The organism is Leucobacter manosquensis (genome assembly GCF_018304845.1).
Taxonomy (GTDB): Bacteria; Actinomycetota; Actinomycetes; order Actinomycetales; family Microbacteriaceae; genus Leucobacter; species Leucobacter alluvii.
In genome coordinates this window covers 255523-266877 of sequence record NZ_JAFEVO010000001.1, presented here as the reverse complement: position 1 = coordinate 266877, position 11355 = coordinate 255523, and the positions used below count along the sequence as shown (strand labels likewise).

12 protein-coding genes are annotated in these 11355 nt (G+C 68.3%); 4 read left to right on the top strand and 8 right to left on the bottom strand.

Annotated elements, in window-relative coordinates; translation table 11 throughout:
• Window positions 1-12: 12 nt before the first annotated feature.
• Window positions 13-387 carry a twin-arginine translocase TatA/TatE family subunit gene (locus JSQ98_RS01275; protein WP_090147998.1) on the bottom strand — a complete coding sequence of 125 codons (375 nt, stop codon included), beginning with the start codon at window positions 385-387 and terminating at the stop codon, window positions 13-15.
• A 186-nt stretch (window positions 388-573) separates the two neighbouring features.
• On the opposite strand from JSQ98_RS01275, the gene JSQ98_RS01270 reads away from it, so the two are divergent.
• Complete coding sequence (locus tag JSQ98_RS01270) at window positions 574-1239, top strand: class I SAM-dependent methyltransferase (RefSeq protein WP_090147996.1); 666 nt, start codon at window positions 574-576, stop codon at window positions 1237-1239.
• 50 nt (window positions 1240-1289) lie between these two features.
• Here JSQ98_RS01270 and JSQ98_RS01265 read toward each other — a convergent pair whose 3' ends face one another.
• Window positions 1290-1460 (bottom strand): DUF3117 domain-containing protein, encoded by a 171-nt coding sequence (locus JSQ98_RS01265; protein ID WP_090147993.1) that lies wholly within the window; start codon window positions 1458-1460, stop codon window positions 1290-1292.
• An 89-nt stretch (window positions 1461-1549) separates the two neighbouring features.
• Window positions 1550-2686 carry a succinyl-diaminopimelate desuccinylase gene (gene dapE / locus JSQ98_RS01260; protein ID WP_430413586.1) on the bottom strand — a complete coding sequence of 379 codons (1137 nt, stop codon included), beginning with the start codon at window positions 2684-2686 and terminating at the stop codon, window positions 1550-1552.
• Window positions 2687-2755: 69 nt separating this feature from the next.
• On the opposite strand from dapE, the gene dapD reads away from it, so the two are divergent.
• From dapD to JSQ98_RS01245, 3 genes are all read left to right on the top strand, one after another.
• Window positions 2756-3712, top strand: coding sequence for a 2,3,4,5-tetrahydropyridine-2,6-dicarboxylate N-succinyltransferase (gene dapD, locus JSQ98_RS01255; RefSeq protein WP_211648013.1), 957 nt, complete (start codon window positions 2756-2758; stop codon window positions 3710-3712).
• Between the two features lie 220 nt (window positions 3713-3932).
• Window positions 3933-5171, top strand: a complete 1239-nt coding sequence (locus JSQ98_RS01250; RefSeq protein ID WP_249290666.1) for an MFS transporter — start codon at window positions 3933-3935, stop codon at window positions 5169-5171.
• Between the two features lie 69 nt (window positions 5172-5240).
• Window positions 5241-5993: an IclR family transcriptional regulator gene (locus JSQ98_RS01245; RefSeq protein WP_211648011.1), complete on the top strand. Its 753-nt coding sequence runs from the start codon at window positions 5241-5243 to the stop codon at window positions 5991-5993.
• Window positions 5994-6004: 11 nt separating this feature from the next.
• Here JSQ98_RS01245 and JSQ98_RS01240 read toward each other — a convergent pair whose 3' ends face one another.
• The 5 genes from JSQ98_RS01240 to fdxA all read right to left on the bottom strand — a co-directional run bounded on the left by JSQ98_RS01240 (window position 6005) and on the right by fdxA (window position 11323).
• On the bottom strand, window positions 6005-7630 hold the full coding sequence (locus tag JSQ98_RS01240; RefSeq protein WP_211648009.1) for a transporter: 1626 nt from the start codon (window positions 7628-7630) through the stop codon (window positions 6005-6007).
• Window positions 7612-8382, bottom strand: coding sequence for an ABC transporter ATP-binding protein (locus tag JSQ98_RS01235; protein WP_211648007.1), 771 nt, complete (start codon window positions 8380-8382; stop codon window positions 7612-7614). Before JSQ98_RS01235 ends, JSQ98_RS01240 begins: the two co-directional genes overlap by 19 nt.
• Before the next feature lie 43 nt (window positions 8383-8425).
• On the bottom strand, window positions 8426-9718 hold the full coding sequence (locus JSQ98_RS01230) for a citrate synthase (RefSeq protein WP_200329417.1): 1293 nt from the start codon (window positions 9716-9718) through the stop codon (window positions 8426-8428).
• Between the two features lie 161 nt (window positions 9719-9879).
• Window positions 9880-10995 (bottom strand): succinyldiaminopimelate transaminase, encoded by a 1116-nt coding sequence (dapC, locus tag JSQ98_RS01225; protein WP_211648005.1) that lies wholly within the window; start codon window positions 10993-10995, stop codon window positions 9880-9882.
• A gap of 7 nt (window positions 10996-11002) precedes the next feature.
• Entirely contained in the window at window positions 11003-11323 is a 321-nt protein-coding gene (fdxA, locus tag JSQ98_RS01220; RefSeq protein ID WP_053353380.1) for a ferredoxin, read from the bottom strand.
• Window positions 11324-11355: the final 32 nt, after the last annotated feature.

Genomic DNA, 11355 nt, shown 5'->3' with positions numbered 1-11355 from the left:
TGTTCCCGTCCATCACGTCGCTTCTTCGTCGAAATGCAGCACTCCCGCGGCGCCGCTCCCCGAGTCCGGCCTGATTCCGCGTCGGGCTTCAGCGTCGGCCATGTTCGACCGCCGAGCCGCGTCCCTGGCCTCGCGCTCGTCTTCGAGCAGCGCATCCCTGATGATGCGGCGCGGGTCGTACTGGCGGGGATCGAGCTGACGCCAGTCGACATCGTCGAACTCAGGACCCATCTCGTCGCGCAAGCGATCTTTCGCGCCGTCCGCCATGCGTTTCACATTGCGCACCAGTTCGCCGAGCTTCTGCGCATAGATCGGGAGTCGCTGCGGGCCCAGCACGAACATGGCGATCACGAGGATCACCAGAATCTTGTCGATCGTCAGGCCCACAACCGCTATCGTAGCGGTCACCACTGATCGCCGAGCCGAATTCTGAGCGGCGTCTCGCGCCCGCTTTCCCGCTGACCCGCGTGTGCTGCGAGAGGGATCGCACGGCGGCCCTACGCTGGTGATTCAGGATCGCTCCGCCTCGCCGTCATGCCGGCACGCCGGGGCGGAGCATCACCGGAGGAAATCGTGAGCAAGCTCGAACGCAACTGGCAGTACGCCGAGCAGTACCCCGGCGAGACGGAGGCGCTCGTCCGCGCGCGCCGCCTGTCCCTCGAGCTGGGCATCGAACCGGTGAGCCGCTCCGTCGGCGCGCAGCTCTCCGGATCGACCGTGCTCGCCCGCGCGCAGGCCATCTGCGAGGTCGGCACGGGGGTCGGCGTCAGCGGACTCTCTCTGCTCCGGTACGCCTCGGAAGCGACGCTCACCTCGATCGAGATCGAACCCGAGCACCTGCGGGAAGCCCGCGGGGTGTTCTCCGATGCGGGGATCGCCGCTGCCCGTCTGCGCCTCATCGAGGGTGACGCTCGGCACGTGATGCCGCGTATGAATCTGGCGGCGTACGACCTCGTGCTCATCGACGCAGAGCCGGCCCAGCTACTGGAGCACTTCGAGAACGCACTCGGAATCGTGCGGCCCGGCGGATGCATCATCGTTCCAGGCGCGTTCGCGCACGGCCGAGTTCCGGATCCCGCTGCGCGGGACGAGGACGTTCAGGCGATGCGGGACCTCCTCGCGCTCGTCGCCGAGTCCCCTGCGATCGCTCCGATCCTGTCGCCGGCGGGCGACGGCCTCCTCACCCTCGTGCGTCTCGACGGCGACGCCCCCGGCACGCCGAACCCCCCGCGGCGGTAGCCGCAGGGGGTTCGATCCGGTCCCGCTGAACGGGAAGCGAGAACGGCGCCTTAGCCGTCGAGCACGCCGGCGAGCACGTCGCGCAGCTGTGCGGCTTCCTGATCGTTCACAGACACCACCAGACGCCCGCCGCCCTCGAGCGGTACACGAACCACGATCAAGCGGCTTTCACGCACCGCTTCCATGGGTCCGTCCCCGGTCCTCGGTTTCATTGCAGCCATGACGCCTCCTTGCAGGTTTGATGCACGGATTCCATTTTATCGGTTTCCGTCCAGGCAGGGCTAATTTCCGCCCCGCGTCGCGATACAGTTCAGCGCGAAATGTCGTGCATCAACCATTCGCGAAGCGCAGCGGCAGTCGATTCGATCTGCGCGACCGGCACCCGCTCATCGTCCGCGTGCGCGAGCAGCGGATCGCCCGGTCCGAAGTTCACCGCGGGGATGCCGAGCGCCGAGAATCTCGAGACATCGGTCCACCCGAATTTCGCGTTCGGCGCCTCGCCGACCGCGGCCACGAAGCGCTGTGCGAGTGGTGCGTCGAGACCCGGGCGCGCGCCGGGCGCGAGATCGACGATCTCGACACGATCGGCATCGGCGAAGAACTCGCGCACGTAGTCCGCGGCCTCTGCACCGCTCCGGCTCGGCGCGAAGCGGTAGTTCACCTCGAAGGAGCACTCGTCCGGGATCACATTCCCCGCGACCCCGCCATTGATGCGGACGGCGTTCAGCCCCTCGCGGTACTCGAGCCCGTCGACCACGATCCGTTCCGGCTCGAACGCGGAGAGACGTTCGAGCAGCGCGCCGACCCGGTGAATGGCGTTCACCCCCATCCAGCTGCGAGCGGAGTGCGCGCGCTTGCCGTGCACGCTCACTCGAGCTCGGAGCGTTCCGTTGCATCCCCCCTCGATGGTCCCATTCGATGGTTCGCCCAGAATCGCGAAGTCGGCCTCGAAGAGCCCTGGATGATTGCGCATGGCGCGACCGAGACCGCTCAGATCAGAGGCGACCTCCTCGTGGTCGTACCAGATCCACGTCAGGTCGACCGACGGCTCGACGAGCTCGACCGCGAGCGCGAGTTGCACCGCGACACCGGCTTTCATGTCAACGGTGCCGCGCCCCCAGATCATCGGCTCCCCCGACGCGTCGTCGACCTCGTCCCGCACCGGCAGGTTGTCATTGATGGGGACGGTGTCGAGGTGGCCGGCGATCGCAACGCGACGCTCGCGGCCGAGCTCGGTTCGGGCGACCAGCGTATCGCCGTCGCGCGTCACGGCGAGATGGGGGGCGTGCGACCTGAGTGCCGCTTCGACGGCGTCGGCGATCTCGCGCTCGTCGCCCGAGACCGACGGAATGTTGCAGAGCTGCCGCGTGAGCTCCACGGGACCGAGCGTCGGATCGAGTACGGGGTCGGGGGCGATGGGGGACGTCGAGTTCGAATCACTGCTCACCCGAACCAGCCTATTGCCTCTCCGGGCGTCCGTGCCCGCGCACCCGATCGCGACGATACGATGGAACCCATGACTGCTTCTCGTTCCGCCTGGGCCGCCGGCATCGCCACGATCGCCGCCGACGGCACCGTTCTCGACGCCTGGTTCCCGTCACCCGCGCTCGGCGCGCGCCCCGACGATCGCGAACCGTGGATCGCCCCCGCCGAGCTCGCCGGGCTCACGGGAACCGACGAGTTGCGCGGTGTCGAACTGCGTTTCGTGGACGTGGAGATCGATCTCGACGCCGCTCCTGCATCGACGGAGGACGCCTACCTCAGGCTCCACGTGCTCTCGCACTGCCTCGTGCGCCCCAATGCACTCAACCTCGACGGCATCTTCGGGCGGCTCCCCAATATCGCCTGGACCACCGCCGGACCGATGCTCCCCGAGCACTACGTCGCCCGGCTGCCGCAGCTCAAGCGCGCCGGCATCACCGCGGTGGGAGTCGACAAGTTTCCGAGGCTCACCGACTACGTCGTGCCGAAGGGCGTGCGCATCGCCGATGCCTCCCGAGTACGCCTCGGCGCCCACCTCGCGCCGGGAACGACGGTGATGCACGAGGGGTTCGTCAACTTCAACGCCGGCACGCTCGGGGCATCCATGGTCGAGGGCCGCATCTCGCAGGGCGTGGTCGTCGGCGACGGCTCGGATATCGGCGGCGGTGCATCCATCATGGGCACGCTCTCGGGCGGCGGCACTGAGCGCATCTCCGTCGGAGAGCGCGCCCTCCTGGGCGCTAACTCCGGTATCGGCATCTCCGTCGGCGACGACAGCGTCGTCGAAGCCGGCCTCTACGTCACGGCTGGCACGAAGGTCGTGCTGCCCCACGGCACCGCCCAGTCGCCCGGCACCGCAGTCGAGGTGAAGGCGATCGAGCTCTCCGGGATCCCGAAGCTGCTCTTCCGTCGCAATTCGCGTACGGGCGCCGTGGAGGCGCTGCCCCGAGCAGGCGCTGGCATCGAGCTCAATCAGGCTCTGCACGCCTAGCCGGATTCGGCGCATCACGGCCGCGCTCCTCCGCATCGGAGGGGCGCGGCCGTTGCGTTGCGCTCGGAGACATCGGCGATCGCGACGCGTCGGAGTCGCCCGTTCAATGGGAAGTTCTGGACGAGGCAGTCATGGCCGCGCAACACTGAATCGGTGTGATCCATGTCGCAGGGGGCTGCGTTTATCGCTGTAGCCATCTCACCACACAATGGAGTGCACCTTGAGTACGTCAACCCGCAGATGGGTCATCGGCCTGTGCTGGCTCACCGTCATGTTCGACGGCTTCGACATCGTGGCTCTCGGCGCCACGATCCCGATCATGACCAGCGAGAGTCATGGTCACCTCGGCGTGACGGTCGCCGACATGACCTTCGTCTCCACGATCTCCCTCGTCGGCGTCGGCATCGGCGCCGTGATCATCGGCACCATCTCCGACCGCTTCGGGCGACGCTCAGCGTTGATGGCCTGCATCTTCGTGTTCTCCATCTTCACGCTGGTCTTCCCGGTGATGCCGAACGTCGCATGCATGGGCCTCGCCCGACTGATCGCGGGTGTCGGACTCGGCGGCTGCATGCCGATCGCCCTCACGATGATGCAGGAATCGGCTCCCGACGGCCGGCGTGCCGGAGCCTCGACGTTCATGATGACCGGGTACCACGTCGGCGCAGTGCTCGCCTCCTTGGCAGCATTCTGGGCGCATGAGCACTGGAGCCGGCTCTTCATCTTCGGAGGTCTCCTCGGGCTGGCGACACTGCCGGTCATGTGGTTCAAGCTCCCCGAGACGCACGCGCCGGCGGAGCACGACGCCGGAACGCACGAGCGGGTGTACGGAATCCGCGATCTGTTCACCGAGCGGCGCGCACGCGCCACGGTGGCACTGTGGATCGCCGCCTTCATGGGTCTGCTGCTGGTCTACGGGCTGAACACCTGGATGCCGAAGATCATGGAACTCGCCGGCTACCCGCTCTCGAGTTCGCTCATCATGCTCCTCGTCCTCAACGTGGGCGCCGTGATGGGTCTGCTCATCGGCGGGCGAACCGGCGACGCGCTCGGGATCAAGGGAACGACGCTCGCCTGGTTCGCGGCGGCGGCCGCATTGCTTGCACTGCTCAGCGTGCAGATGTCGAACGTCGTCGCCCTGAATCTCGTGATCCTCGTGACCGGTGTCTTCGTCTTCTGCGCGCAAGTACTCGTCTACGCGTTCGTCGGGTACATCTACCCCCGAGCGCTCCTCGCGACCGGCATGGGCTTCACCGCGGGCGTGGGGCGGCTCGGCGCGATCGCGGGCCCGTGGATCACCGGTGCGCTGGTTTCAGCAGGACTCGCGTACCCAGGGGGATTCTACTTCTTCGCCGGCGTTGCGATCTTGGGGATGCTGGCGGTGGTGGTGATCCCCAGACCGGCACCGCGCCCGGCGGCCGACCGTCGCTCTCGATCGCTCGCAGCGGCGGAGGTCTGAGCGACGTGGAACGCCCCTGCGCTTCGGGTGGAACCCCGCGCACCGCAGCACCGGAGGGAGGCCGACGACGTGGCGAACTCGGCGAGCGGTGAGTCGATGATCACGCGGATCGTGCGCGTCATCGAGACGTTCTCGGAGGATCGCACCTCGCAGACGGTCAGCGATATCGGACGACGCGCAGGGCTACCGCCCTCGACCGCGCACCGACTGGTCGGCGAACTCGTCGCGAACGGCATGCTCGAACGGGATGACGAGCATCGAGTCCGGCTGGGGCTGCGCCTCTGGGAACTGGCGCTTCGCGGCTCCACCGCGCACCGGCTCCGCGAGGTCGCCCTCCCGCACATGGAGCGGGTGCAGTCGGCGATTCGGGAACACACCCAGCTCGCCGTGCTCGAGCGAGACGAGGCGCTGTGCCTCGAGAAGCTCTCGCACCCGCGTGCTGGCGCGAACATCGCGCGCGTCGCAGGCCGGCTGCCCTTGCACGCCTCGTCGTCCGGACTCGTGCTCTTGGCGCACGCCGACCCGAGGCTGCGCGAGCGCCTGCTCGCAGCCCCGCTGCGCCGGGTCGGACCCGAGACGATCACCGACCCGGCGCACCTTCGACGCACCCTGATCGAGATCCGCCGCTTCGGGCGGGCGATCGCACCGGGGTCGATCGAGGAAGTCTCCACCGGCGTGGCCGTGCCGCTCCGCCGCGCCGGTGCTGTCGTCGCAGCGCTGTCCGTCGTCCTTCCGCGTGAGCACCCTCCCGAAGCCGCGCTCGAAGTGCTCGTGCGCGCCGCCCGCGGCATCGAAGGCGATCTGCGATCAGAACGCCGCTGATGCGATGCTTCTCACCCCTGCGACTTCACTCGGGCGAACAGGTCGGCGGCCTTGCGATCGAATATCGCCGCACCCCATCGCACACCGCCCCAGCAGGCCGCGATGCCCGTCACCACGCCGACGGCGAGTGTCACCCACGCCCAGAGCGGTCGCCCCGTCACTCCAGCGGCGATCGTGCAGGCGATCGTCGGCAGCGCGAGTACCGTCAGCGCGCCGTACGAACCCGCCATGCCGACCAGGCTCAGCATCCCGGCGCCCGGCTTCGAGGCGAAGGGGTTCTCACCCGCCTGCGGCACCGGCATCACGAAGACGGCGGATGCGACGCTCGCGACACCGAAGCCGCCGAGCGTGATCACGGCGGTCAACCCGGCGAGCGTGGGCAGCTGATCGAATCGGCCGACGAGTGCTGTGGTGACGACCGCGACGACCGCGATGAGCGGCACGGCTACGATCGCGTTGGCCCATACCCGGCCCAGCCGATCGTCGATCCCTCGCACTCCGCGCAGCACGTGCACGCTGAAGGCGGTGCCGTCATAGGAGATGTCCGTGAAGGTGCTGAGGGCGAGCAGCGCCGCGACGAGCACCGTGGAGCCCGGGAGCATGATCGGGAGGCTCGTCGAAGCCGCCATGAACCCGAAGACGATCGGCATGACGAGCACCACGATCAGGCTCTGCAGGTAGCGCGGATCGCGCAGCCAGTATGTGAGCGCGCGAGCAGCGACGGCACCGCGCGGGGAGGCCGGGAAGCGCCCGAGCCACCCCAGGCCCGACCGTGCGCTCGTGCGCGAGCCGCCCGCGACCGAGCCGAGGTTCGCGCGGTACAGTCCGGCCCAGGCGAAGCACAGGGCGACCGGCGTCGCGAGCGCGATGACCAGCTTCATGATCGCCGCCGGGAACGCGCCGGCCGCGATCTCCGCTGGCACCGCCCAGACGGCTCCGAGCGGCGACCACGAGAGCGCATCGGCGATCACCGGCAGACGGTCGGCGATCGCCGCGACGCCCTGGCTCGCCACTGAGAGCAGCGGCCCGACCAGCACGAGCAGCAGGAGCACCAGCGCACCGATGATCTCTCGAAAGCGTCGATGCCCGGCCGCCCGCGAGAACGCGGTCACCGTGAACTGACATGCGAGCACACAGGTCGCCGCGGCGACCGGAGCGAGCACGACAGCCGCGATCATCGCACCGGGCGAGCGGAACCAGGCGATCGCGGTGCCCGCGGAGAGGAGCAGAGTGACGATCCCGGGGATGCCCAGCAGGCTCGCGACCGCGATTCCCGTCAGCTGCACCGCGGGAGGCATCGGCATCGAGGCGAGGCGCGCGGGATCGAGGGTGCGGTCCATGCCCGTGGAGAGTATCGGTGCGAGCGCCCACCCCAGGATGAGACCGGCTCCGGCGAGGATGAGCACCGTTCTCGCGAGGTCGGCCGCTCCGATGGCAAGAGCGACGAGTCCGAAGAGCACGAGCCCGAGCACGCCGAGCCCGTAGAGGGCGCCGATGATCGCGCCGACCAGCTGCCAGGGGTGACGGCGCAACGTGTTCCACATGACGACGAAGCGCAGTCGTACGAGGGTGCGGATGCGGGCGGCGGCCCCGGTGCGTGCAGCGGGCGCCGCGGGGCTCAGGAGCGGCTCAGCCACGACGGGCCCTCCACGTGCGCGCGACCCCCGACGAGTTCCACGAAGCGCTCCTCCAAGGTCGAGGAACCGCGGACCTCGCTCACGCTGCCTGCGGCGAGCACGCGCCCGGCCGCGATCACCGCCACGTGGTCGCACATGCGCTCGACCAGGTCCATGGAGTGACTCGAGACGATCACCGTGCCGCCGCCTCGCACGAAGCTCTGCAGGATGTCGCGAATGTTGGCGGCCGAGACCGGATCCACCGATTCGAACGGCTCGTCGAGCACGAGCAGCCGCGGCGCGTGCACCAGCGCGCACGCGAGCGCGATCTTCTTCGTCATCCCGGCCGAGTAGTCGACGACGAGCGTCTGCGCGGCGGCGTTGAGGTCGAGCATCGCGAGGAGGTCCGCGCACCGCCGCGCGACGGTCTCCCGGTCGAGGCCGCCGAGCAGCCCGGTGTACGTGATGAGTTGCTCGCCCGTCAGACGATCGAACAGCTTCACTCCGTCGGCGAGCACGCCCACGAGCTGCTTGGCCTCGGTCGGGTGCTGCCACACATCGACGCCGGCGATGCGCACATGCCCGGCATCCGGCCGGAGCAGACCGGTCGCCATCGACAGCGTCGTCGTCTTGCCGGCGCCATTCGGTCCGACGAGGCCGAAGCACGATCCGGTCGGAACGTCGAGGGAGATCCCGTTGACGGCGATCTTCTCCCCGAAGCGCTTGGCGAGTTCGCGGATCTCAAGGGCGGGCACGGTCACGGTCGCTTCCATGCCTTCAGCCTATCGAAATGACGCGGCCCCACGGGGTCGCGGATTACCGATCGAGGTGGCGCTCCCCTGAGCCGACGTACAGCTGCTGGGGGCGACCGATCTTCGTCTGCCCGTCTTCGCGAGCCTCGCGCCACTGCGCGATCCAGCCGGGCAGACGCCCGATCGCGAACAGCACCGTGAACATGCGGGTGGGGAACCCCATCGCCTTGTAGATCACGCCGGTGTAGAAGTCGACGTTCGGGTAGAGCTTGCGCTCCTTGAAGTAGTCGTCCTCGAGCGCGATCTGCTCGAGCTCCTGCGCGAGGCCGAGCAGCGGGTCGTTCACGCCGAGCTCCTCGAGCACGCGCGCGGCGCTCTCCTTGACGATGCGCGCACGCGGATCGTAGTTCTTGTAGACCCGGTGCCCGAAGCCCATGAGCTTCACGCCGTCTTCTTTGTTCTTGACCTTCTCGACGAATGTCTCGACGCTCTGGCCCGAGTCCCGGATGCGGGCGAGCATGTCGAGCACGGCCTCGTTGGCGCCGCCGTGCAACGGGCCCGAAAGCGCGTTGATGCCCGCAGAGACGGAGGAGAACATATTCGCACCGGTCGAGCCGACGAGGCGCACCGTCGACGTCGACGCGTTCTGCTCGTGGTCGGCGTGGAGGATGAGCAGCTTGTCGAGCGCGTCGACGAGCACCGGGTTCATGTCGTACTTCTCGGCCTTGTTGCCGAAGTTGAGCCGCAGGAAGTTCTCGACGAAGTTGAGGTTGTTGTCGGGGTAGAGGAACGCCTGGCCGATCGACTTCTTGTGCGCGTAGGCGGCGAGCACGGGAAGCTTGGCGAGCAGCCGGATCGTGTTCACCTCGACGAACTCCGGCACCGCCGTGTCGAGTGACGACTCGTAGTACGTCGACATCGTCTGCAGGCCGCCCGAGAGCACCGCCATCGGGTGCGCCGTGTGCGGCACGCCCTCGAAGTAGTACCGCATGTCTTCGTGCAGCAGGGTGTGCCTGCGGATCTCCTCATCGAACGCACCCAGCTGATCGGCCGTGGGCAGCTCGCCGTAGATCAGGAGGTAGGAGACCTCGAGGAAGGTGGAGTGCCTCGCGAGCTCTTCGATCGGGTACCCGCGGTAGCGCAGAATCCCCTCTTCGCCGTCGATGTACGTGATCTTCGACTTCGTCGACGCCGTGTTCACGAACCCGTAGTCGAGCGCCGTGTGCCCGCTCTGCTTGGTGAACGTGCTGACGTCGATCGCCGAGTGCCCATCGACCGCGTCGACGATCGGGAACTCGGCGGATCCGCCGGGGAAGGTCAGCTTGGCGGTGGCCGGGCCCTGCGTCGATTCGGTCACGTCGTCTCCTCGTGAGGTCTCAATGCTGGCGCTGCGTCGGGTATGACACGGCCATTCCTATCACCCTATCGGCTCCGAGGGGAACCGGGGGCTGCGGCACGGGGGTGCCGCACTCGGCTCAGAATATCTTGATGTGAAGCGAAATGTCGATTCGGACGACGTCATCCCGCGGTCGGCGCCGAAGCGCGAATGCGCACGGCGGCGGCGGCGATATCGGCGTCAGGGGCCGTCAGCGCCAACCGCACGTGCTGGGGCGACCGATCGCCGTAGAAGTGGCCCGGGCCGACGACGATGCCGAGTTCCGCGAACTGCGCGACGGCGTCCCAGGCGTCGGTCCCGCGCGTCGCCCACAAGTAGAGGCCCGCCTCGCTGCCGTCGATCGCGAAGCCAGCCGCTTCGAGTGCCGGACGCAGCATGTCACGCCGCTCTCGGTACCGCGCACGCTGCTCCTCGACGTGCGACTCGTCGGCGAGAGCCGCGAGCATCGCTGCCTGCACGGGCGCCGGAAGCATCAGGCCCGCATGCTTGCGCACGGTGAGCAATCGGGCGACGAGCTCCGAGTCACCCGCGAGGAATGCGGCGCGATACCCGGCGAGGTTCGACTGCTTGCTCAAGGAGTACACGCTGAGCACGCCCCGGTGGTCATTGCCGACGACGCGCGGATCGAGGATGGACGGGATCGAGCGCTGATCCCATGGCGCGTCCCACCCGAACTCGGCGTAGCACTCGTCTCCGGCGATCACCGCGCCCAGTTCGCGTGCCCGCTCCACCGCGGCACGCAGTGCATCGATGTCGAGCACACGGCCGTCGGGGTTCGACGGCGAGTTGATCCAGATCAGCTTCGTGTGCTCGGGCCAGGAGCCGGGATCATCGGAAGCGATCGCATCGGCGCCCACCAGCGCGGCACCCATTGCATAGCTCGGGTATGCGACGGACGGGAAGACGACCGCCTCGCCCGCGCCGATCCCGAGCAGGAACGGCAGCAGAGCGACGAGCTCCTTGGAACCCACCGTCGGCAGCACCGCATCGGCATCGACGGCCACCCCGCGCCTCCGCCCGAACCACTCCGCGATCGCCTCGCGCAGTGCGGACGAGCCGGCGGTCGCCGGATACGCGTGAGCGTCGGTCGCGGAGGCGAGCGCCTCGCGCACGGCGCGCGGCGTCGGATCGACCGGAGAGCCGATCGAGAGATTCAACGCCCCCTCTGGGTGCTCAGCGGCCCGCGCAGCGTACGGCCGCATCGCGTCCCACGGGTACTCGGGCAGTGCCTGACGCATATCGGGGCTACTCGCCCTGCGGCGGCAGCGCTGCGATGATCGGGTGATCGAAATCGTACGCCCCGGTCTTCGCGGCTCCGCCCGGCGAACCGATTTCGTCGAAGAACTCGACGTTGGCCTTGTAGTAGTCGGCCCACTCCTCCGGCAGATCGTCCTCGTAGTAGATCGCCTCGACCGGGCACACCGGTTCGCAGGCTCCGCAGTCGACGCACTCATCCGGGTGGATGTAGAGCGACCGTTCGCCCTCGTAGATGCAGTCGACTGGGCACTCGTCCACGCACGCGCGATCTTTCACGTCGACGCACGGAAGAGCGATCACGTACGTCACGGGAACCGCCTTTCGCTCGGGAGGCGCCGGGG

Excerpts from the sequence above, each read along its gene's own strand:
- JSQ98_RS01265 (WP_090147993.1), bottom strand. The coding sequence starts at position 1,460 with ATGGCTGCAATGAAACCGAGGACCGGGGACGGACCCATGGAAGCGGTG.
- dapD (WP_211648013.1), top strand. The coding sequence starts at position 2,756 with ATGACTGCTTCTCGTTCCGCCTGGGCCGCCGGCATCGCCACGATCGCC.
- JSQ98_RS01235 (WP_211648007.1), bottom strand. The coding sequence starts at position 8,382 with ATGGAAGCGACCGTGACCGTGCCCGCCCTTGAGATCCGCGAACTCGCC.
- dapC (WP_211648005.1), bottom strand. The coding sequence starts at position 10,995 with ATGCGTCAGGCACTGCCCGAGTACCCGTGGGACGCGATGCGGCCGTAC.